The sequence below is a fragment of the Paenibacillus cellulosilyticus genome (genome assembly GCF_003182255.1).
GTDB classification, from domain to species: domain Bacteria; phylum Bacillota; class Bacilli; order Paenibacillales; family Paenibacillaceae; genus Paenibacillus_T; species Paenibacillus_T cellulosilyticus.
The window spans coordinates 36,908-60,956 of sequence record NZ_QGTQ01000008.1; the positions used below are offsets into that span (position 1 = coordinate 36,908).

17 protein-coding genes are annotated in these 24,049 nt (G+C 46.1%); 4 read left to right on the forward strand and 13 right to left on the reverse strand.

The features are described from left to right. Positions 1-291: 291 nt before the first annotated feature. The 6 genes from DFQ01_RS12615 to DFQ01_RS12640 all read right to left on the reverse strand — a co-directional run bounded on the left by DFQ01_RS12615 (position 292) and on the right by DFQ01_RS12640 (position 10,190). Entirely contained in the window at positions 292-1,281 is a 990-nt protein-coding gene (locus tag DFQ01_RS12615) for a S41 family peptidase (RefSeq protein ID WP_110044250.1), read from the reverse strand. Between the two features lie 299 nt (positions 1,282-1,580). Continuing rightward, a complete protein-coding gene (locus DFQ01_RS12620) occupies positions 1,581-3,029 on the reverse strand; it encodes a PAS domain S-box protein (RefSeq protein WP_174812669.1) in 1,449 nt (482 codons plus the stop codon). Between the two features lie 312 nt (positions 3,030-3,341). Next, on the reverse strand, positions 3,342-4,778 hold the full coding sequence (locus DFQ01_RS12625; protein ID WP_110044252.1) for a PAS domain S-box protein: 1,437 nt from the start codon (positions 4,776-4,778) through the stop codon (positions 3,342-3,344). 174 nt (positions 4,779-4,952) lie between these two features. Then, positions 4,953-6,935, reverse strand: a complete 1,983-nt coding sequence (locus tag DFQ01_RS12630; protein WP_110044253.1) for a glycosyltransferase family 2 protein — start codon at positions 6,933-6,935, stop codon at positions 4,953-4,955. 19 nt (positions 6,936-6,954) lie between these two features. After that, positions 6,955-9,153, reverse strand: coding sequence for a glycosyltransferase (locus DFQ01_RS12635; protein ID WP_110044254.1), 2,199 nt, complete (start codon positions 9,151-9,153; stop codon positions 6,955-6,957). Positions 9,154-9,260: 107 nt separating this feature from the next. Beyond that, positions 9,261-10,190: a glycosyltransferase gene (locus tag DFQ01_RS12640; RefSeq protein WP_110044255.1), complete on the reverse strand. Its 930-nt coding sequence runs from the start codon at positions 10,188-10,190 to the stop codon at positions 9,261-9,263. A gap of 165 nt (positions 10,191-10,355) precedes the next feature. Between DFQ01_RS12640 and DFQ01_RS12645 the strand changes: the two genes are divergently transcribed. Then, positions 10,356-11,309 carry a protein kinase family protein gene (locus tag DFQ01_RS12645; RefSeq protein WP_174812670.1) on the forward strand — a complete coding sequence of 318 codons (954 nt, stop codon included), beginning with the start codon at positions 10,356-10,358 and terminating at the stop codon, positions 11,307-11,309. A 16-nt stretch (positions 11,310-11,325) separates the two neighbouring features. Further along, positions 11,326-12,081, forward strand: a complete 756-nt coding sequence (locus tag DFQ01_RS12650; RefSeq protein ID WP_110044257.1) for a glycosyltransferase — start codon at positions 11,326-11,328, stop codon at positions 12,079-12,081. Between the two features lie 143 nt (positions 12,082-12,224). Here the strand turns inward: DFQ01_RS12650 and DFQ01_RS12655 are convergent, their stop codons facing one another. The 4 genes from DFQ01_RS12655 to DFQ01_RS12670 form a co-directional block, all read right to left on the reverse strand. Continuing rightward, positions 12,225-13,532 carry an MFS transporter gene (locus DFQ01_RS12655; protein WP_110044258.1) on the reverse strand — a complete coding sequence of 436 codons (1,308 nt, stop codon included), beginning with the start codon at positions 13,530-13,532 and terminating at the stop codon, positions 12,225-12,227. 174 nt (positions 13,533-13,706) lie between these two features. Then, positions 13,707-15,251, reverse strand: a complete 1,545-nt coding sequence (locus DFQ01_RS12660) for a choice-of-anchor Q domain-containing protein (protein WP_110044259.1) — start codon at positions 15,249-15,251, stop codon at positions 13,707-13,709. 123 nt (positions 15,252-15,374) lie between these two features. Beyond that, positions 15,375-15,782, reverse strand: a complete 408-nt coding sequence (locus DFQ01_RS12665) for a VOC family protein (protein WP_110044260.1) — start codon at positions 15,780-15,782, stop codon at positions 15,375-15,377. Positions 15,783-15,913: 131 nt separating this feature from the next. Further along, complete coding sequence (locus DFQ01_RS12670) at positions 15,914-17,311, reverse strand: MFS transporter (protein ID WP_110044261.1); 1,398 nt, start codon at positions 17,309-17,311, stop codon at positions 15,914-15,916. 137 nt (positions 17,312-17,448) lie between these two features. On the opposite strand from DFQ01_RS12670, the gene DFQ01_RS12675 reads away from it, so the two are divergent. Next, complete coding sequence (locus tag DFQ01_RS12675) at positions 17,449-18,327, forward strand: LysR family transcriptional regulator (RefSeq protein ID WP_110044262.1); 879 nt, start codon at positions 17,449-17,451, stop codon at positions 18,325-18,327. Between the two features lie 95 nt (positions 18,328-18,422). Here the strand turns inward: DFQ01_RS12675 and DFQ01_RS12680 are convergent, their stop codons facing one another. After that, complete coding sequence (locus DFQ01_RS12680) at positions 18,423-20,168, reverse strand: M12 family metallopeptidase (protein WP_110044263.1); 1,746 nt, start codon at positions 20,166-20,168, stop codon at positions 18,423-18,425. A gap of 183 nt (positions 20,169-20,351) precedes the next feature. After that, positions 20,352-22,733, reverse strand: coding sequence for a GH36-type glycosyl hydrolase domain-containing protein (locus DFQ01_RS12685; protein WP_110044264.1), 2,382 nt, complete (start codon positions 22,731-22,733; stop codon positions 20,352-20,354). A 206-nt stretch (positions 22,734-22,939) separates the two neighbouring features. Between DFQ01_RS12685 and DFQ01_RS12690 the strand changes: the two genes are divergently transcribed. Then, complete coding sequence (locus tag DFQ01_RS12690; protein WP_110044265.1) at positions 22,940-23,449, forward strand: DUF3231 family protein; 510 nt, start codon at positions 22,940-22,942, stop codon at positions 23,447-23,449. 72 nt (positions 23,450-23,521) lie between these two features. On the opposite strand, the gene DFQ01_RS12695 is transcribed toward DFQ01_RS12690, so the two are convergent. Then, a complete protein-coding gene (locus DFQ01_RS12695; RefSeq protein WP_110044266.1) occupies positions 23,522-24,046 on the reverse strand; it encodes a DUF3231 family protein in 525 nt (174 codons plus the stop codon). Positions 24,047-24,049 lie beyond the last annotated feature (3 nt).

The window sequence follows — 24,049 nt, forward strand, 5'->3', positions numbered from 1 at the left end:
TGCGGGATACCGCATAAACGATTGCGGGTTGGAGCGAAGTGCCTACCTTAGTTAACGGAATGGAAAGATATTGTATTTGAGTCTGTGTCTATCGGTAAGCGTTTACATGAATACCCGCAATTGCCCTCGCATAACTCCGCCACTAGGACTGCGTACAATGCCTTCCCCTGTTTATCCTACTTCTATCTGACTAGATAAAGACGAAACTTTTGTAATAGCCACCATGCAGCATCTATGTAAAAAGCCCTCTCCCAACGTAAATTGGGAGAGAGCTTCACTTTTCATGTTGAATTACAGTTCCAACATTTTCCTAATCTCCGCAATTATTTGCTCTCGACCAGGCTCCATGGACTCGCTAAACTGCTGCAATAGCTGTTCGAGAAGCAAATGATAGGCCTTATCAAATGATTCACGACTGTTACACGCGATATCGGGTAAGACGCCTATATTATTCCAACTACCTTTTGTGATGGGGTTAATTGGATAAGCATTAGGTATAAAAGCTTGAAAATGGTCGTTTACGCGATGAACACTGCCAGCATTTGCTTTGCCACCTGTTTTTTCGCCGATAATGGTTACTCTTTGAATGGCTTGTAGACTGTATGCGAACTCTTCAGCGCAGGAACCCGTATGCTGACTCGTTAGGATATAAACAGGCTTGTCAGCACCAAATCTTTCCCCAGGTACATGAGGCAAACTCCAAAATGACTGCGTTGTATCGTATTGCCGCCAATAAATATCATTTAAATGTACGGGCGGGGAGCCATCTAACAAGTAACTTGCGATAAATGCACTCATAAATGAAGAACCGCCGTAATTATTTCTGAGATCGATGATCAGGCCGTCTGTACCTGCAATAAAACTCATCGCGTGTGTTGCAGTACTGCCTGCATGTTCCGGATACGCAAACTCGTTAATGATAAGGTATCCTATATTGCCTGGCAGTCTCTCTACTCGTTCAAATCCATAATTATTTCGTTTTTGACGCAATAATAAGTCTTCATTATTGATCGGATCGTGCTGTTGAAGAGGTAGAATGGCTTCGCTAAAGGAAAAAGCCAAATGTTTGTCATTACTTATCTCTTGCAGATCCTCTGTAATCTTCTTCGCTAAAGTAAAGCCGGATTCGTCCTTGTCATAATCCCCTCTAGATAGCTTTTCAAGCAGCGAGTTCTTCATGATTTCGGCGGTGTTTGGGAAAATGTAATAATCGAGCAGCAGGGCACCAAGAGATTCAACCGTATTTGCAATAAAAACATCATTCAGATTAATTGAAGTCAATCCGTATCATCCTTTCCGCCACGGCAGTGTTGTGAATCCTCTTTGATTCCTATATATTCCCCCTTAACAATATGATACAGAAGATAATATGTATATAACAGGATGAAAATTTGTAGTGTTATTCTTTGTTTTAACTGTGGAACTGTAATAAAACAGATATTACTATTTTATATAACAGATGAGATACAGAATGATGACGACACCGTTCGTTTGGGTTTTCCCGCCAACGAAAAGAAGGAGCAGTTGCCATCGGCAATCTGCTCCTTCTTATCGCACCTGTTAGCTTAACGCTGGTCCTGCTATAGAATCCTACTATTTACGATCGGCAAAATAACTTCCACCATCGTTCCCTTCCCAACCTCACTTTCAATGCCGATAGTCCCCTTATGGTTTTGAATGATTCTCATTGAAACCATTAATCCTAACCCTGTTCCGGTTTCTTTTGTCGTATAAAAAGGATTGCCGATCTTGGTCATTTCTTCTTGCCGAATACCATGCCCTGTGTCGTTAATTCGAATGTGTAGTTTATCGTTCATTTGTCTGGCTTGTATGATTAACTCTCCGCCTTTAGGCATGGATTCAATGGCATTCTTAATAATATTGATGAATACTTGATTGATACTGCTTTGACACTGAATGAACGGTAAGTTGGCTTCTAACTCTTTCTTGATTTGAACGTTAAATAGGTTTGCTTGTCCTTCAAATAATCTGGTAACGTGATTTAATAGTTGTGCCACGTCCCTTAACTCATATCTTTCATTTGAAGGTTTAGCTAGCACGAGCAGTTCACTTACAATTTCATTGATTCGATCGATTTCGGATATCATGACATCATTACGTATTTTCTTTGTACCATTAATATCTTCTTTCACATACAATTGCATGAATCCTCGTAAGCTGGTCAATGGGTTTCTAATTTCGTGTGCGATTCCGGCGGCAAGTTCCCCAACTAAGGAAAGCTTCTCTGATCGTCGGATTAATTCTTCGGAATGTATACGCTCTGTTATATCGCGTCCCATACTGATCACGTGTTGAATATCTCCGGCCGTATTTCTAATTTTCTTAGAGTGTGCTTCTTGCCATATATAATGACCGTTCTTATGTCGAATACGATAAACCGTTATTCTGCTGTCCGATTGATCAGAATTGCCCTTCCTTAACCAGGCATTGTTCAAATCGTCTGGATGCCAATATTCATAAGCATATTTCCCGATAAGTTCTTCTGGTTCGTATCCAAGTTGCTTGATGATTGCTGGCGAGACAAATACGATCATTCCGTCTGGCGTCAACCGCAAAATTACGTCTTGGGAATGTTCGGCAATAAGGTTATGTAGTTCTTCAATCTTCTTGAACTCTTCTTCTTTCTTTTTTTGTTCGGTTATATCTATAACTTGGGCAATGAACAGGTCGTTTCCATCAATTCCTTGAAGATTCCTTTCAACTGTAACGTTCAAAAGACCCCACATAATGGTCCCGGATTTATGAGAATACCTTTTTTCGATTTGAAAACCATCCATTTCACCCTGCTCCAACTTACGCCATAATTTCTGAGTTGTCTCTAAATCTTCAGGATGGGTATCAAATGAAATGCCGAAATTAATTAATTCGCTTTCACTATATCCTAACATCCTGCATAAGGATGGATTAGCCTTCAGGAAACTTCCATTACAAGATAACAAAGCCATTCCGATTGGAGATTTCTCAAATGCACGAATAAAAAGACTATGGTCATTGAAATGTGATAACATTTGTTCCCCCATTTAAAGCAGTTACAAGAATGATTGACCTCAATAAGGCATTATAACAGCAATTTGCGTTAATTATAACTGATTTTACAAATTGCTTCAGATCTGCGAGACGTCCGCGTTGGACAGGTTTTCAGCGAGCAGCTTGAACGAAGATCCACAGCAAGCTGAGGCAATGATGGCGGAATTATGTTTAAGAATAAAAATGTAGCCTATAAACATAACGAAGGAGCAATTGCCAGCGGCAAACTGCTCCTTCGTTAGAATCAAGTAACGCAACTGTAAGGCTTACCGCAGATCCTGCTGCAATATCCCCTATTTAACGATTGGCAAAATAACTTCCACTGTAGTCCCCTTCCCAACTTCGCTTTCAATGCGCATAGTCCCCTTATGATTTTGAATGATCCTCATGGAAACCATTAAACCTAACCCTGTTCCCGTTTCTTTTGTAGTAAAAAACGGGTTTCCGATCTTGTCCATTTCTTCTTGCGGGATTCCATTCCCAGCATCTTTAATTCGAATGTAGAGGTTATCGTTCAATTTCTTGGCTTGAATGATCAAATCTCCGCCTTTAGGCATGGACTCAATGGCATTCTTCAAAACATTGATAAAGACTTGATTAATACTGCTTTGACACTGGATTAACGGTAAATTGGCATCAAACTCTGTCATGATTTGAACGTTATACAGATTGGCTTGTCCTTCAAATAATCGGGTAACGTGATTTAATAGTTGTACCAAGTCCCTTAACTCAGAGCCTTCATTTGAAGGTTTAGCCAGCACTAACAGCTCGCTGACAATTTCATTGATTCGATCAATCTCTGATAGCATGACATCATTGCGCAATTTCTTTGTGCCATCAATATCCTCTTTCATATACAATTGCATAAATCCTCGTAGACTAGTCAATGGATTTCTGATTTCATGGGCGATCCCAGCTGCAAGTTCGCCAACTAAGGATAGTTTCTCTGATCTGCGAATTAACTCTTCGGATTGTATTCGTTCGGTTATATCACGTCCCATACTGATCACGTGTTGAATCTCTCCTGCAGCATTTCTAATTTTCTTAGAGTGTGCTTCATGCCATATATAATGACCGTTCTTATGTCGAAGACGATTAACAAATATTCTGCTATCCGAAGGATCAGTATTATCCTGACTTAACCAAGCACATTTCAAATCCTCTGGATGCCAAAAATCATAGACATATCGCCCAATAAGCTCATCTGGCTCATAGCCGATTTGATTGCGAATCGCTGGCGAGACATAGGTGACCATTGCGTCCGGCGTTAACCGAATAATCGCGTCTTGCGAGTGTTCAGCAATAAGGTTGTGCAGTTCTTCAATCTTCTTAAACTCTTCTTCCTTCTTTTTTTGTTCCGTTATATCTACAATTTGGGCAATGCAAACGTCATTCCCACTGATTCCTTGAAGGTTTCTTTCTGCTGTAACATTTAGAAGTCCCCACTTTATGGAACCAGATTTATGATAATACCTTTTTTCGATTTGATAACCATCCACCTCGCCACGTATCAATTGATGCCATAATGTCAGATCTGTTTCTAAATCTTGAGGATGGGTGGCAGATGAAATACCGAGGTGTATTAATTCGCTTTCCGTATATCCTAACATTTTGCATAAAGACGGATTAATCTTTAAGATGCTTCCATTAATAGATAACAACGCTATTCCAATTGGGGACTTCTCACATGTACGTAAAAAGAGATTATGGTCATAGAAGTAAGATAACATCTGATCCTCCACTGAAAGCAGTTAAATGATTGATTAACCTCAATAAGGAATTATAACAGCAATTCATGTTAGATATAACTGATTTTACAAATCCCATTATTCCAATTCCTTGCAATGGAACAGGGAGTAACGTCGCTGTGGGTCGCTCCCTGTATGCGTTAATTCCTCTGTCGGCTAATAGGAGTAGAACACAACGCTACAACCGACCGTACTGCCCCATGCTTTGGCTTTATTGTATAGCAAGACATCATGTGTATAAATTCTATCTGGAAAAGGAAGGAATTCCTCTTTTATAGGCTCGTTGTTCCAATCCTCCAGTGCAATGCCTCTAAGATATCTTCCCTTATTATTTACACGATCTAAAGTGAAAACAAATACCGTATAATGAGTACCCGATATCTGTTTGAAGAACGAGGTCATTTTTCTCTTCTCCTGTTCGGCAAGGCCATTCCTTTCCGCGGCAACAAGAATATACAAATACTTCTGTTTCCGCTGTTCAATCGGAACGAGGCGGAACTGTGGCCATCCCTGCTCATTCATATGCCATTCCATCCTGTGATTTGTTTGCTCAGCACCTCTCCACTTATGGAAGAAATACTGTACCAGGTATATTCGTATTTCAGCGTATTTCTCTCTATTCGAGAGTGATTGATTGGTGCCGTGTATACGAGAATGGTATAATTCCCGATCCATGTGCAGGAACTTGAAATGCTCCGCCAATTTATAGAACATCTGCCGGTCCTCGGCGTAACGCGCATGAAAAGGCACATCCATGTCCCAACCGCCAACAGCACGAACCGAATTCGTTCGGTAGAAACGGGGAGTGATCATCCACCTGTACAAGAGCACTTCATATTTATCCCGAAAGGTACGATGTTGAAGGATCTCCGTTTTGATACCATCTTTTTTTATCTTATGGTGTACCGAATTCCCATAGGCCAATGCGGTACTGTCGCCAGCGTCTTCCATCGCCTGCAGCAAGGTGCTTATGGTGTCCTTCTCGATCCAATCGTCTGCATCTAACTGCATGAAATAAGGAGTAGACACCAGCTTCAGCGCGTCATTCAGCACACTGCCGATTCCTCCGTTAACCGGACGTTTGACATAAGATATCCTGCAATCATTCATATACGCAGCTACAATCTCTTCCGTCTGATCCGTAGAAGCATCATCAATGATGAGCAATTGCCAATCCTGCAACGTTTGATCCAGCACGCTTTGAATCGCTTCACTTATATACGAGGCCCTATTGTACGTCGGCAGGACAACCGTCACTTTGTCTTCCGAGAAATTCGATAGATTGTCGTTCTTCGCCGTCCTATCAGCCTTCAGCACAGGTAAGTCCGTTGTTCTCGGCAATAAGGTACTCAAATGCAGCCATCCGGATCCGGATGATGCTTCGAATATGGGTTCATATTCGTCACCCCACTGCTTTAGTATTTTCGGATATACATATAATCGGGTTTCTTCAAATTTGGTACTGTTTTTCTTATTTGAGATATTGGAAGCATGTAATCGCAGATGATAGAGGTTAGCGTTGACGTAATGGAATTGATACTTGCCTATTAGTTTAAGCAAAATGTAACGATCCTCCATGTAACGTCCCTGATGAGGATCATCCAATTCAAAGCCTCCTACCTCACGTACTGCCGCTGTACGGAAAAATCTTGGCTGAATCATTGGATGATAGAGCATAAAATCATATTTGTTTGCGAAGGATCGGTGCTTCTCTACACTTCTGATTTGTATACGCCCTTCATTCTCTCTCCAACTGACGCTATTGCCAAAAACCAGCCCAATAGATTCGTCTTGATTTTCCATTTCACGCAGCAATACCTCTAAAGCTCTCATGTCTAACCAGTCGTCAGAATCTAAGATGACAAAGTAAGGGGTTTGAATGAATGATAGTGCGTCGGCTAACACAGCGCCGGTTCCGCGGTTTGTTGTAAAGCGCATATATTGAATCTTTGAATCGGTGAGAAAAGGATTAGCAGCTTCATAAGTATGATCTGTGGAGGCATCGTCTAATATAATAAGTCTCCAGCCTGCATAACTTTGTGCCAATACACTTTGAATAGCAAAGGGGATATAGTCGGCACGATTATATACAGGCATGAGGACGGTTATTTTCGCTTCTTCCTGATTATTTGCGAGCAAAGTAATCCCCCTCCTGATCTTATACCCGATGCTTTCCTAACGTAGCTGAGACCTCTTGGAAGGAATCCCACTCTGCGAGTGCGGAGATGGGCCTTGGGTGAGGCTTCCATCGCATATTCCATTTCGACTCGAACAGTCGTTTATTCTGATCGAACAAGCTTTGGTATTGGGTATTCGGGAGCTGTCTTAGTGTGGCGCTGCCACTATGATGGACGAACACATCTTCAATAATGGCGAGCTGATATCCGGAATTTCTTACTCGCAGACAATAATCATCGTCTTCGAACATACCGATTCCGAAATTTTCATCCAAGCCTCCGACCGCTTCATATACTTCTCGTTTCATCGCCACGCAAAAAAATCCTAAGTTATCTGTCATTCGTCTCCGGCCTTTGTACAGCTGCTTGAATTTGTTTAGAAATGCAGGCTCTGCGCCATGTACATCGTTACTTACAGCAAATTCGAGCATCTGATCATTGCCGACGCTGTTGGATACTGGACCAACCATTCCTAGTTCCAGGTTGTTGCGAAGCGGTTCGATCAGTCCCTCCATCCAGCCCTCCGATACAATGGTATCGTTATTGAGCAATAGGATATAATCGCCTACTGACAATCGACAGCCGAGATTGTTCGCCGCTGCGTAGCCCAAGTTATGAGAAAGCCGCACGAGCTTCAATTGCGAATGAGAACCTCCCCAATTTCTCGTTTCATCACTGGAGCCATTATCGACAATAATTACCTCTAGATTAGGGTTTCGGTTGTGCGCGAATATACTCTCCACACAGCGCTCTGTAAAAATAAAGTTGTTATATGCAGCAATTACGATACTGACCTTTGGAAAATACGCTGTCGTCAGATGCTTCATAAGCTGTTGATAACGGGATAACCATGTATGCTTGCTGGCGTATTGCGATCGGAGCAAAGCATGCTTTTCGTTCGATTGATCTTCCAACGCCATTTGGATTGCTTCTTCAAACTGCAAATAAGTGTCGGCTATAACAACCAACCCATCCATTGCCTCAAGTTCAGGTAATCGAGTCGCAATAACCGGCTTACCTGCCGCCAAATATTCATACACCTTTACAGGATTGGTGGCTAATGTTAGAGGATTGAGCAGGAATGGAATAACACATACGTCAAACCCATGTAAATAGCTCGGCAATTCAGAGTAAGGAAGTTCGCCTACGAAGTGGACATGATCATCGTACTGGCGCTGATCAAGCGAATAATTATGACCAATCAATACGAATTCCCAATCTGGATGACGACTGGCCAAGAACGAAATGAGCTCACTGTCAAACCATTGAGCTATCGCCCCATGATAGCCGATCACGGGCTTCTGATTCTCTCGGAGTTGAGGGGCGAGAAGCTCAGGTGGTTTGTTGAAATGCTCGAAATCGGCGGCGTTCCTTAATAATAAGACGTTAGAAGTCATTTCGCTTGCTTTGGATAACAACTGTTCCGAAGAAGCAATGACGAGATCGGCTTGTTTAAGTAAAGGTTCCTCTAATGCCAGATTGTCTGCCGATACATTGTTAAAACCATGATGTTCGTCCATACAATCATAAATAATTGTATTATTGGCTAGACGGAATACAAGGGTAGACCAGAACGGAAGATCTACTATGGATAAGAGGTTTGTAATAGCAAACCTTTGCTTAATCGCTTCTAGCGACATAAGTAAATAATGAATGTCCAGTTCATGCTGAATAGTGCTTCGATATGCATTGAGCGGATTATATGAACATAACCGTACCGTCCATATGCGTTCTTGAACGGGTATCACTTCTATATTCCTGCAGATGTCTTCGAACGTGGCGTATGTGTCATCTATGGCTTTGGTATCCACATGGAAATAGAACACACGATAACCATCGTTTGCAAATTTCAAACAAAATTGCTGCGGCCGCTGAAACCGATAATGCCAATCGATGATGGGAAAGCGGAACACGTCAAGAGGATATTTTCCCGCCTTTTCATGATGAGGCAAGTCCATTGCTCGGTTATTGGTATCAAAGTGAACAGATTCAAGCCTTGGAGTGTCTGTAGGCAGGGACATAGACGGCAAGGAGATAGCCTCTGGGACGAGTTCTTTACGTTTTTTAACGCGTGGTATTGCACTTTCCTTTAACCTCGTTTTTGTCTTAGGCGTGCGAGGGAGTGCAGACGCTGCCGGTTTATTTTTCTTATGCCCCTGCATTCGTCTCTTTTTGACCATGACGACACTCCTTTTCTGCAGACACTTCCGCGTTTGTTTAATACTATATGTCACCCCCCTGTTATCACGTGTGGTTGAATAACCCCCAAATATTCACCTAAAAGTTTCTATTCCTGCATAGATTGTTGAATAAAATCAAAGAATTGCTTTGCGCGCTGCTTAACGGAATGTCGTCCATGAATGAGCTCAAAGCCAGCATCAGCAATTCGACGGCGTTCAGCTTCGTTCATCAAGTAATAATCTGCTTTCTCCTCGTAATCTTGTTCAGTAACATCTACAAAATGAATTCCTGGTACAAACCCTAAATCAAACAGTTCCTGTGAGGCAGGCGCAAGCAGTAAGGTCCGGCAGGCTAACACTTCAAAATATTTGCGCAATGGATAATGAAAGATGGAGTCGCAGGAAAGAAAAATTTTAGCGCGATTAATGGCCAATGCGTAAGATCGGTCGACAAGGAGCTCAACATCTTCTTCCGTTGTGAAATTACGATACCCAGGATGCTCTCGATGGAAGAAGCCTTCTCTATGGCGCATATGCTCCAGCATTGATTTTCTTAGCGGGTAATATTTGGGTACCGTACAGCCAAGCAGCATGAAGTCGATGTCTCTCTCCAGCTTATAGTCACGGAAGATGGCTGTTTCTGCAAAGTGCGGGAACCAATGCATTTGATCGACAAACTCTGGATACCACTTTAAAAAAGGATCACGATAGATTGTGAAGATATGCTTCACATGATTGAGGTTGTAAAACTCCTTGCGCTTATCCTTCATAAAGTGCGGGTCATGCAGGATCGCTCCCAATGGGATATCAATATTCGCTAGCCCGTCAATCAATGGCGTATGTTCTTTTCTCAAATCATTCAAAAGGATATAGTCAGGTCGCTCACGAAGCTGCTGAAGGATATCTGTAATAGGTCCCGCCTCATGCCATACCGTCAGGTTGACCAAATCAGCAAGCGCATGACATAAATACACGATACTGCGTTGGACATATCGACTGAAATCTTCCGTGATAAACAAGACATTCAACTTGTTCATAGCTGCACCACCTTTGAACGTATTGCTGCTAGCTTACTCTGGGTAGAAAAAAAGGTTGTTTCGAGGATTTTAAAAATGAGCCCTTTTTATTACATTGGGTGCCGAGGCTAGGTCTGGTGCGGCAAGGATGAATAAGATGAACTTAGGTGTAAGATGTCACTGGGGGTGTATGGAACGGATAATGAACAGGTCATTGAATGGGTCAATACGAATTATCATTCAGGTGATTGGTGTGCGGCTTGTATTGTAAGGAGGAGCAATCGTGGCGTATGGAAACTACACGATGGACGAGATACATTTGCACTTAAGATTTTGAATGGCACATTCCCAATCTTATTGCAACACAATCTCGGCTCAATGCGTGTGGCCCCGGAAGTCATTCGAACGAGATCCGACATGCTGCATTTCCACATTGCAAACAGTAATCAATATGGGTATTTGGCAAGATGGATACAGGGCACGGTTACTCTTGATCCTTATTGTTATATACGTTCCGTTGCCAGGTTTCATCAAGCAGCAAGATGGACATATGAAACCCCTACTCAAGAAGCATATGGTCCGTCGACACCTAAACAATGGTTCGCTATCTACGAACGAAAGCTAATGAAATTGAGAAGATGGGCAAGCAATCCACCTGCTCTTGAACTTGGAAGAACGTTTCAACATGCATTGGAACTTGCCAATACTGCACTCGTACAGTTACAAAGTCTTAATTCAGAGTTGTATATTAATGAATCGGTACGCCGCGGAACGATTACCCACTTCGATCTGCACAGAGGAAATGTCATTTGCTGGGGATCTGAAGCGCGGATTGTGGATTTCGATAGTTCTCAAATTTCACTGCAAGTATGCGACCTGCATCAGGTCATATCAGATATGCAAGATAAGATGTCATTATCCCCGGATCGCATTGGAGATGTATTAAATGAATATTTCCTTATTCATCCGGAGGCTCGTTCACACGAAGCCTTATATCGCGGGGTCTGCCGATTTCCACATTGGTTTGTCACTATAGCAGAGCGTGCAGAAGTGGCAGCGGATTCAATTAGACGAAATCTTTTTCTTCATACGTTGCCGGTCATCTTAGAAGCGGAGAAGAAGAAAATGATTTATTTATAAGGCGAGGGGACTAACGATGTCACTAACCGTCATAACGCCTGTGTTGAACGAGGAAACATTCATTCCTATATTTTTAGAAAGTGTCACCATGTTTGCAGATGAGATCATTATCGTTGATGGTGGCAGTGTGGATAGAACCGTCGAATGGATCGAGAGTTATCGCGATAAGGCGAATATTCGACTGTATACTCACAAGCAGACGGGTATGCCCTACTCTGATGATTGGAATGAATCCGAGGTGCGCAATTTCATGGTTGCCAAAGCGACATCCGACTGGATAGCCAATCTGGACGTAGATGAAATATTTGACGATCGGTTTGCAGAAGTACTGCCTGTGTTGATGGAAGATAAGGAAATGAACGTATATCAGTTTCCTTTTGTTAACTTCTGGCGTGACTTAAAGACGATTCGTATTAATGCCCAAGGTGATGCTCGTTGGTCGAATGACATTTTGCGTATGTGGCGTAACGGGATCGGAATCCGATATCGAGATGAGAAGCATCATTGTACGCTGCAAGCCGCTGGCGGGAGCTCCATATGGAAAGAACCTCGCAGAAGTGTTTCTGTACCTTTATACCATTACCACTATGCACTTGGAAAACGTATAAAATTCGGCGATAATCGGCGAATGGATTTAGGTGTGTTGGATAGCATCGGGGAGCCGGATTTTACTTATTCGCATGAGCATTATGAGATTCGTACCGCGAAGTTTGAAGGCGCACATCCGACCGTGATACGTAATTTGATAATGAGCAATAACGAGCAGTGTTAAGCAAGACATCGAGGAGCCTGTTGGGCAAGTGACAAAAAGCCGTGAGTAGCCGATTAGCTTCGCGGCTTTGTCGTCTTTACGCTTATTATCCTGACCAAATGCCATCACTTCACAAAAACGGTTAACGGCATCGCGTCAACGGTTTATTCTCCTACACTTCCTTCCTCCTCTCCGCTTATGCGTTTCTCCGACAACTTCACGAACAGTGATACGACGAACGATACGGCAAGCAAAATGAAGGGTACGGCGCTGATTAGCACGCGAAACACCGTTTCCGGATGAGGTCCCGGCTTATCCCCGCTCTCATAGCCATATAATAGGCCGACGATCCAGAAGGCCAGCGCGGCGATGAGCCCGCTTGACCGTGTAATAAACCCGGCAACTGCCGTATATATGCCTTCTCTTCTGTGGCCAGTACGCTCGGCGTCCAGATCAATGATGCGGCTGCTTAGCAGCGCAGGTGTGACGAGGAAGCCCGCCATGCCGAAGCCTGCGATAATGCCAGCCACGATGCCTTCGCCCAAATTGTTTGCGAACCAGAGCGGAACTGCCGCGAGCCCATATACGGCGAATGCGAGTCGCCAGCTCGAGAGGCCGCCGAGCTTGCGCGAGATATAATACCATGCCGCTACAAGCGGTATAACCGAGACGAACACGGCGGCCATTAGGACCGACACGTATCGCTCCGATATGTGCAGCGCGTACTTCGCATAGAACGGCATCAGCGCGCCTAGCAATCCGTTGACCGTCTGTGCGAACGAGTTGGCAATGTTGAACGTCCAGAACGGCTTGTTTTTCAACGTCACGCGAAACGCTTCCAGCATCGGCATCGGAGCCGCCTGCGGGATGTCCTCCCGTTCTCGAATCGATAATACGAACCCAATCATACATACCCCGAAGAGCAGCGAATACGACACCGACATCCAGCCGAAGCCGATCGCTCCGTATATGATAGGCGTTAGTGACGTGCCGATCAAGAGCGCGACGATTTGGTAGATCTGCTGTACCGCGGACGCCTTCGCACGAAGCCGCTCCCCTTGGAACAGCTCTGGGAACAGCGCGCCATAATTGACCCACAGCAGTGTCGCAACACCCTCGAATAAAACGATGGAGAGGACCAGCCAAACGAATAGCCCGGTGTCTTCAAGTCCCCGTGGAACCGAAAATACCATGATGAATACGAGCATAAACACGGGAATCGAGCCCATGATCCATGGCCGCCTGCGTCCGAATCGAGTCTTGGTCCGATCAGACAGATAGCCGGCCATCGGATTGTTAACCGCATCCCAGAACAGATAGATCGTACGTGCAATTGTCGCTAGCGCGAGGCCTAGGCCGAGCTTCTCCACGTAATAATAGTTGAAGTAGGACAGGAAAGCCTGACTCGGCACCATCATGGCGAACATGCCAAGCGCATAAGCTGCCGGCGTATTGATAAATCTATCGCGCATTCGCTTACCGACCCTTCCGATATGATCGCTATATGTGACTCATATGCGCTGTATCTTCGATCTATTCGGTTGGGTAGAACAGGCCAATCGGTCTCTTCCCTCTTTCGTGTAAATAAAAAAAAGCCGCAGCTGCGCGGCTTTCTTTCTTGCCTATGAACAGAGGCGTCACTCCGTCTACTCGTCCGCCCCAATATTCACGGCGGCACCGCTGACTCTCGCCTCCCCGTCGATATCAGACGTCGCGACGTAAGATGGCTTCTTCGGCCCTGCATCGATGGCAGGAGAACCTGCCTTCAGATGAAAATCGCTGCCAGTCGCATCGACGAAATTGGGATCGGCGAACAGCGAATGCGTATCATTATTCGTACCAGCTTTGTATGCGGCAAAGCCGGCGTACGTTTTATTTTTCCATGTCCAAGTGGCATCCGATGCACCCGCTGACGTGAAGTACAGGTTGTAGTCCACCACGTTCCCTGAGTTGGCTGTGTACGCGTTGTAGATCATCACATCCGAATCCGCCGCGGCAAAAATATTCGATTCTATCACGTTGTTCTTCGTGTTGTACTGGACGTACAGCTGACCGCTGCCCCAGCCCAGTGAATCGTTGTTGTACAGCGTATTATTCACGATCTTACTGCTCACGGTAGAACCTCTATCCTCGTCATAGCCGCCTATCGCGATTCCGGTCAGTCGATTGTCGTAGATCATATTGCTGCTAACCGTAATGTTGCTCGTCGACTTCCCTTGATGCTCCGAAGCGATCTCAATGCCGATGTCATTCTTATAGCTGTAGTTCTGTTCCACAACCGTGTCCTTGCCGCCATCGATATAAATGCCGCCAGCCGAATACGAGTCATTCGGGACCGAAGTGCCATAAGAAGGATTATGATTGGTCGAAATATTATAAATCCGGTTGCCCTTGATCAGACCGTTGCGGGCCTGGTCATAGGCTGCCTTGGGCGCTGTCCCCTCGAAGCCGATTACGTCAATTCCAATATTGTCGCTGTCGTGGACCGTATTATTCGTCACCTCGAACGTATCCACGTTACCGTTCAGCACCAACGCCTCACTCGATCCAAGGACGAGATCGTATAGTTCATTGCCGGTAATCGTCAGGTTATGTATCGACGCTGGCGCCTCCGTTCCATAGATTGCGATGCCGTGTGCATCCCTTCCCTCCAAATCCTCACCTTGCGGCGCAGACGTGTTCTTGATCGCATGGACGTTATTGTTCGCAAGACGAATATCGCTGCCAGCGCCATGGACGTAGATACCGATAGGCACCTCGTCGCTATTGCTTGTCGTATAATTGCGCACTTCAAAGCCTTTAATTGTCACCTGATCGACGTTGTCCAGCTCGATCAGCCCTTCGCTTCCGTCGACAGACAGCCCGGTACCGTCAATAACGGCTTGTTCGCTGCCATAGTTCATAAACGTAATCGCCCCCGCCGATGCGGAGCCGGAACGGGTAATCTTCAATTTCTGGTTGTAGACACCGTCGCGTACGTAGACGGTACTGCCTGGAGCAACCACATCGGCTGCATGCTGCAGCGTTTTCCACGGGGAGGTGATGGTTCCTGCATTGGCGTCGCTGCCGCCAGGCGCTACGAAATAGCCGGCTCCTTCCGCCGGGGCGACCTCCCTCTCCTCCGCCTGACATGCTGCCAGCGTGAACGCTGCAAGACACAATCCGATCGATAAGCTTGTTCTTAATTTCATACGGTGACACCTGACTTTCATGATGAATGTTTATATAATGCCTAGCCAAGGTGACCAAGCGTCCTATCATTATAATGGAACAGGCATTGCTCGTCGCGTACGCGATTCAAATATGCTGACCGACTACTCTACGAAATTTGATTTACCATGAGCCACTAACTTATTTCCGCTAGGGTCATAGAAATCGAAGTCCATCCCAAGGATCTCCGTTTCTCCGGATTCGGTCGTAATAGCCCCTCTTTCTTTCCTTATCTCGCCAATGTGTACCCCTTTACGCTGTAGGTCGGAAAGCAACTTTACGATATCCGCTGCTTCAAAACCGATAACGACCGACATCGTTCCTTGCTGCAGTTCCCTTTCGCCGAGAAAAATCGATGGACCCGAAGGGAGAGCAACGATTGCCATTTTATTGTCCGGTCGTTTAAAATGCAGCTCGAACCCTAGATTACTTATGTACCACTCCAGTGATTCCTCAAGATTGTTAACTGGAACTTGTAGGAATGAGACGCTGTTTATAATGGTTTCTGCCATGTTAATAGCCTCCTATTCGATGAATTGCACCTCTTCTGTATTCGTCATATGGTTAATTTTACCTTCACAGAGCTACTTTCTATAAAAAAACAGACCAGTCTCATTAGAGACCGATCCGTTATTCTTAATCCTTAATTGCTCAACATTTGCCCTGCCGTTGTCGTCTTTCTCCTGTTGACATATACACTGCGATAAACAATTAACAAGCCAATATGAATAAGAGCAAGGACAAGATAGAGATTGCTGAATACAAAGGATGCTTCATTGGTATGCCACGGTATCCAGCTCGAACTTGCCCCATGATCCATCACTTTGCCGTATATCCCTGTAGCAATCGCACCAGAAAGGAAATTGCAAAGCGTTAACATGCCCATTCCTACTCCAATCTGATCCTTAGGAATACTGCGCGAGATCGTATTGGAAAGTACGATTTGCATAAACATCTGGCCAGCATTCCCAAGGGTGAAGATCAATCCAATCAGAGCAGCAGGACTGCCAACAAATATCGATAACAGGAGGAAACAGCTGAATAATAATAACGATGCCGTGTGATATACGAAGGAATTGCCTTTGGAATCCGCCAATTTCCCCACTTTACGACCCAAATAAGCGGACAAGCATGCGCCGGGCACCATGACAAATCCAATTACACCTGGCGCGAGCTGATTGATATCCGACAGCAATTGAGGCGTTAGAAACGGCAGTGCATAGCTGATACTCATCACAACTGCCGCGATCATTAGTCCCGTTAAATAAATGCGATCCCGTAATAGTGTCCTGGAGATAAAAGGATCAGCCGCTGTACGAATCCGCCATAAGAAACCGATAACCATCAACGCACTTCCGGCACCAAGCCATAAGTTCCCTTGCGTAATGGCCAGCAGCAACAGGGCTACCGTCCCGATAAGAAGTCCTCCACCAAGCCAATCAATATGCCCGCCTTCTCGAATATCCGAGCTCAGATGCTTACGATAGAACGGCATGGTAATCAGAATCAGCAGTGGGATTGCAAACAACCATCTCCAATGGACGAATGACACCAGAAGTGATGAAATAATGGGTCCAATCGCATTGCCAAGCGCTAAGCCGGTTGCCGAAATTCCTAATGCATGCCCCCTTCTTTCCGGCGGAAAATAACGGACAGGAATTAACATCGCTAATGCCGGAATAACGGATGCGCCAACCGCTTGCAGAATTCTGGCCATCAATACGAAGGGGAACGATCCCGCGAGCAGCCCTAACAATGAGCCTGAAGCAAATACGAGAAGTCCAAACGTAATTAGATTCTTGGCCTGATAACGATCAAGCAGCTTTCCGTAAATAACGGAACCAACCGCATAGATCAGTAAATAGGACGTCGACACCCAACTAACTTGAGCGACGGACAGGTTAAAGTCGGTCCGAATCTCGGGAAGAACAATATTGAACATCGTTGCGCTCATAGAAGATATAATCAGGGTGAACGCAAGAAGCTTAATAAGTACGTTTCCTATCGCTGGTTGTAGGACATCTGGTTGTTGTGCTGGCATGGTGTGTTCCCTCCTCCTTCTCTTTATACTTACCAATATACCCCTGTCGATCAATAAATGATAATATATATTAATGCATGTTATTATATACTCAGGTATATGGAAGCGTTAAAACATAAGACTGGGAGGTTAACCTAGTGGAACTGCTGCAGCTTCATTATTTTCGTACGGTTGCGAAATACGAGCATATGACTAAAGCTGCCGAGGTGCTTCGGATTGCTCAGCCTGCGCTTAGCAAGACGATATCACGTCTCGAGGAGGACGTTGGCGTCCCTCTGTTTGATCGCAATAACCGGCAAATTCGTTTAAATCGTTTCGGCAGCGTATTCCTGCAGAAGGTTGAAATCGCGCTGGGAGCGCTGGACGAAGGACGGCGGGAATTGGCGGATATGCTAGGCACGGAGCAAGTTACGATAAGACTTGCTACCCCAACGCTTAGTCGTCTCTCCTCCACCATAAGCGAATTTCGTAAGGAGAACCCGGAAATCGTATTTCGCGTGACTCAGATTCCTCCAGCCTCGTCGAGCGATATGATCGGGCTGCTGGAACGGGGCGATGTCGACCTCTGCTTCATTGCTGCACCGCTGAATCAATCCTGGATCAAGGAACAAATCGTACTGAAGACAGAAGTTTGTCTCGCCGTGCCAATCACCCACCCATTCGCAAGCAGAGACACGATTACGTTGATCGAGACAGAGAATGAGCCTTATATCGAATATCATGCGGGGCATCCATTCCGGCTGATTAATGAAGCTTATTGCGAAGCGGCAGGTATCTCCCGAAATATTATATGCGAGGTAGATGAACCCTCTGCGTTATGGAGTCTTGTCCAAGCGGGACTTGGCGTCGCATTTGTGCCTCGCAATACGAATGAAGATCCTAATGTGAAGCTGCTGAGCATTCAATCACAGGTCTGTGAACGCGAATTCTCCATTGCTTGGAACGACAAGCGATACTTGTCCCTTGCAGTAAGGAAGTACCTGAAATTCCTCGAGTCCTACAACAATATGATGTAATCGGAAATTGAAAAAACCGGATCGTTCTCCATTAGAGAAGCGATCCGGTTTCGTATGAGTTCTAATTGATCTGATGATTTAGGCACTAACGCTAGTTATTGGTACGTGGTAAAGATAAAGTGCGTCTCTCCGTTGTCGCCATGCACACCTGCCACTGTCGGCACAGCGCCTGAAATCGGTAGTACCCAGTCCAGTGGTACAGGCTGCTGCCAGCTGCCCTCGAAATAACGTATCGTATGCCACACATGCCCATCTTCGGTTACAAGGACGAACTGCGATTGTCGGTCAGCGCCTTCACATCCTCCTACAGCTACAACACGTTTCTTCAAGTTCAATGCTTCACCTAGATCGTTCAACCCTGTCCACTTCCCGCCATTGCGATGACGAACGGAATACCATAATCGTGCCCGTCGTGTAGCAAAAACAAACACGGTATCTCCAATGTACTCACCTGCAGCACCTGCAATCGTGGCGACGTCACCTGTCCATATAGGTGAAAGCGCTGCTGATAGGTTAAGTAATGGCCGCCAGTTCCCATCAGAATTTCTTATGGCATGCCATAGCTTTCCGTCCGATGTCGTGAATGCGAATTGAACGGCTCCTTCGGCACCGTTCGTTCCGCTGAGTGCTACTACCATCCCATGTATATTAAGCTCGGTATGCAGATCGCTCATCGGCTGCCATCGCCCGGATGATTCGCGGACGGTGTACTTCAGAAGTCCTTCGCTAGTTGTAAAAGCAAAATGAACAGCTCCATTCGCTCCGCTAGCCGCTGTGACTGCTGAAACGCCACTAGTCAGGTTAAATAGCCGAGAAAGGCTGTCCATCTGTGACCAGCTGCCATCGGCGTAGCGAATCAAGTGCCACAGTTCACCTGGGATCCCTGAATCCCCCCAGATCACGACGAATACAAAATGCGTATCACCGTTGTCGCCGCTTGCACCTGCAATCGCCGTAATTGGACCTGGAATGTACAGTGAGACGTTCAGATCCTCCATTGGTTGCCAGCTTCCATCAGAGTTGCGTATCGTATGCATAAGTCGCCTGCTTGTATTCGGTTTAGGGTATAAGGTCGCGGCAAACGCCATATCTGACGCACTAATGTCCCTTCCAGCTTCTATTGCAATACCATCCTTCATGATGGATGCCGGCAAGGGATAACACATGACGGAGTTAGGGTCAGCCAATATCGTTTGGGTCGCAGAATCTGGATTTATAGCATTGAGTATAGTCGCTCTCGTCATCGCTTCAGACCAGTTGTAAATGGCTTTATAATGGGCAATGGCCTTGTCCGGATCAATGCGATTTGCAATCTCAGGACGTTGATGCTCGTGCAGAAAGCCAAGCGTATGGCCCGTTTCGTGACGAACAACACGTCTGAACTCACTTTCCGGCGTATCAACTGTAAGTCCGCCTAGATTCATCGTAGCCTGGTCTTGAGGTACCGATGTAATAGTAGTACCGATAGCGGACCAATATCCTGAATTATCGAAGCTGATTCTGACCTGAGGATTGTTTGTTAATTCCGTTTCCGTAAACACGACATTGGCGGACACATTCCATGCGTTCATGTGGCTTAGAATACGCGCTCTCAGTTCGGCGGGAGGATCTCCGAAAAATCCGACAGTCAGGTTCACTCCAGTTTTAGGCCAGCGTTTTAAGTACAATAAAGTCAATTTGAGGTTGTTGGGTTGCTCTTGTGCGGATAATTGCTGAACATGGCGAGCTTGTGGCGCATTCTCCGGGTTAATCTCGATCGCTTTGGCAGCGGCTTCTGCTTGTAATTCGGGAGGTAGTTCTTTGATATAGCAAATGAATGAATCATCGGATGAATCGCACATTGCTTACGCCCCCACTTCAAATGATATAAAGCTGAGAACAGTATATCGTATCTACAAAATATTATATACATAAAATACCATGTAAAATTTAGGTGTATTTTGCATCGCTTATGGAGCTTGACTTACAACAAAACCATCATTCATGTGAATGATGGTTTTGTTCTCTACATAGATCATGACCCGCTATTGCTGCGGCAATTTGACCAGAACCTCGTATTCAGCGCCTGACTGTAGACGCTCAAGAACGCCCGATTCAACAAGCTCGCCGTTAAGGTATACTTCCGTCGCCTGCACACTTGCATCGCGCTTCATCTCAATAGTGAGCCGCGCTCCTCTAAACTCGCGCTTCACGGCAGCTTCTTGCCAATGCGTAGGAAGCTGAGGCTTGATTTGCAGTCCGGCCGGGCTTCCCTGCAAGCCGAATAGGCCGTCGATCAAGCAGCGATATACCCAAGCGACCGTCCCTGTATTGAACAGATGACTGGAACGCCCAGCGGTACGCGGGAATTGATGATAAGCCCCACGATAGTAGTTCGGGATATATACGGGCAGTTGGCCCCTCCGAACGATATCTTCGTGATTCGGCCCAGGAATCATTTTGCGGAGCAGCCGATAAGCATTGTCCTTCTCTCCCACGGCATAAAGTCCGAAAATATAAAAGGCTGCCGCGTGGTTATATACCGCTCCGTTCTCCGCCGAACCCGGATGCTTCTGGGTAACCCGTCCCACATCCTCGCGCATGGCCGTGTAGGAAGGCGCCAGCTTCTCCACGCCATAAGGAGTTTCCAACTGCTCCTCTACGGAGCGGATAAGCTTCTCTTTCTTCTCCTCATCCGCAGCACCGCTTAACAGCGCCCAGCCTTGCGGATTGATAAAGATGCGGCCTTCCTTGTCTTCCTTAACCCCGAACGCCACGTTGTCGTCCGTAATGCCACGAATATACCAATCGCCATCCCACAGATAGCGATTAACCACAGCATTCGTCTCCTCAGCCGCCAAGCGGAACGCTTTGCCTGCTTCCAAGCGGCCGCTAGCCTCGCTAATACCCGCCCAAACGTTGAACGCGTATGCAGTCGCGATCGTCAGCCAGCCGGATACGCCTTTTCCTCGAACGCCGACCATATTCATAGGATCGCACCAGTCGCCCTGATGAATATAGTTAAGTCCGCGCTCATCGCGGTCTTTCATCAGATATTGCATCGCGCGGTCGATATGCTCCGATACGGTCACCAATTCCTCGCTGTCTGCAAAAGGAACCTTCTCGTCCAGCAGCGAATAGTCGTTCGTCTCGTCCAAATAAGCGTTTATGCAAATAGGCAGCCAGACGTTATGATCCGCATGCGGCACTTGGTTGATATACTTCAGTTCGGCTTCCTCATGAAGTAGAATGCCGTCCGGCATTCCTCCGTCCGCGTTCTGCTGGCTTAGTGCCGTAAGGAAAGACCCTCTGGCGATCAAAGGTTTGATATAGCTCATGCCCATGTGGTCTTGCAAATAGTTGCGCGTCTGGGGATCCGTCGTGAGCCGGTTCGTTTTGCCGTGATAATACATTTGGCGCGGCAGCCAGTGATTGATGATATTATCGAAATCAGCATCTGGCGTGCGAATCTCAAGGCATCCTTGCCCTTCGCTTACATATTCGGCATATTCGCGCTCCGCTTTATCGAAACCGTTTTCGGAATTTGCATAGGTTGCCGTGAAATAAGTCTGGCGGATCTGTGCGATCTCGTCTTCGTCCTTAGCTGGTCCGAATAGGAAGCGATATTCGCGCTCCTCGCCAGCCTCTAATTCCATACGGTATTGCAGCACCGCAAGCGGCATTTCGTACCGAGCGTCCCCGTTGCTAAGCGCTTCGTTCTCGATTGCGCTCGGCCGCGCAAGTCCGCCTTCTCCTTCAAAAGCTTCCTGGCTCGCTTCCCAGGCATATGGCTTTTGCTCCGCCAGTAGATACGTTTTGTCCTTCAACAATTTGATCTTGTCGTACTCTTTGTACTTCTGATAAGGCGTAATCGAAGAGCAAACCATTGCCTGCAAGTCCTCGTTGTACTCGGCGGATTGGTTCATCCACGACATGTAGCCGACGGTGAAATACGGATAGACGCTAATGTTCCGCTTGCTCGTCGAAACGTTCTTTACCTTGATCCGCCACAGCTCAATCGCATCCTCTGTGGGCAGGCTCAAGCTCATTTCAACAGCTACCCCGTCGCTCTCCGTGTTCCAAACGATCCGATGCTTGCCTACCGCAAACGTATATCGATCCGCATGCGCACGCACCGGTTCATAAGGCGCCGAGAAAATTCGGCCGTTTGTTTCGTCTTTTACATAAACGAACCGACCCGGATGATGAGCGTAGTACGGCTGCTCCGGCTGCATAAACGACTTTGCTTCCAAATTCGGCGCATGTGAATATTTTGCCGGCTCCGGCTGCATGAACTGTGACGTCGCGTAGCCGCGGCAATTCAACTGAATCATCATCTTCTCGTTCCACAAAAATCCCGAAGCCTTAGGTAGGATCGTAGGACTTGTAAGGATGTAATATTCGTTGTCTTCAGATGCTTTAATCATTTGAATGCCTCCATAAACTTATTAAAACGTTAAGTACCGAATATTAATTGTATCAGAGCTATCATTTATGAACTATGCGTCATTTTGGTTTATCCCTATGTACAGTTGACTTTTTGACTGATGGTGGTGGTATCTCAAAGAGGAGTCTAGAAATGGCCGTACACGGCTATACTGGAGTTATTATATGACCAATAAGGAGCAACAAAATGGGAGTTCTGAGTGGGAATCCGAAAGATGAGCCATTGCATTACGGGGAAATTTATCACATATGGTCCTATTCAGCGAAGGAGAAAACAGCCATTTCCACCTATCAGCTCTACTTGTCGCACGCTGGCGATAACGATTTGAAGCGATTATTGAACAATCTCGTTAAGCAAGCTCGTCAAGCTTCAGTCGAATGCGATGAGCTGCTTGTCCATAATGGCATATTACCTCCGCCTTTTCTGCCGGAACGCCCTTTAGTTGAACTTGAAGAGATTCCACCTGGCGCCCGTTTCTCGGATGTAGAAATAGCAGTCGCCATTGGCGTAAGTCTATCAGCTGGTCTGATAGCTTGCAGTCAAATTACAGGGAGTTCGATTCGTGTCGACGTCGGCTTGCTGTTCTCCAAATACTATGCCCTTATTCTTGCATCGACTGCAACCGCGTTATCGCTAAGTAAAGATAAGGGCTGGCTTGTTCCCCCGCCACTTCAAATACGTAGACCGGAACACTAGGCCTGTGCGATACGAATAATAAATAAGAACAGTCCGTTAGCTACGGACTGCCTTATATTTGTGTGCCGCCTATTAGACGCCTGCACCTATGGCTTCCGGACGCTTAATTTGAAGAGGTGGAGGTAATAGCCAACCTTTCTCCTTGCTCAGACGCAGAATTTGCACACCAAGAGCTGCTTTGGTCGTATGATATTTGCCGAATAAGGCGCCAACATCCTCGCGAATCGACAGCCCCATAGCTGTACTAGCGGCCACTAGGCCAGCTGCCAAGTCTGCCGATACCATCGCTGCAATCTCTTGATCGGCGAATCTTGCTCCAACCGGTATCTCCTCAAGTTTGGCCTCCGGGCGTTCAGGCAGCTTCGGAGCCGGTGCAATGCCGTTAGCGATCAGAATCTCGTCCAGCTCGTTGATTTCCAACTGTGCCTGGCGAATACCATCTTCCACGATTGCGCGTAGATCCTTATCCCCCGTATGGAATTTGAGTGCGCTGTAAGCTGACACGCAGCCTTTTGCCGTTGTCGATCCCTGCCAAATTGCGAAAATCTCGCCATAATGCAAGGGTTCATCTTTTGGGTTTCCACTTAAAACGCCCATGCT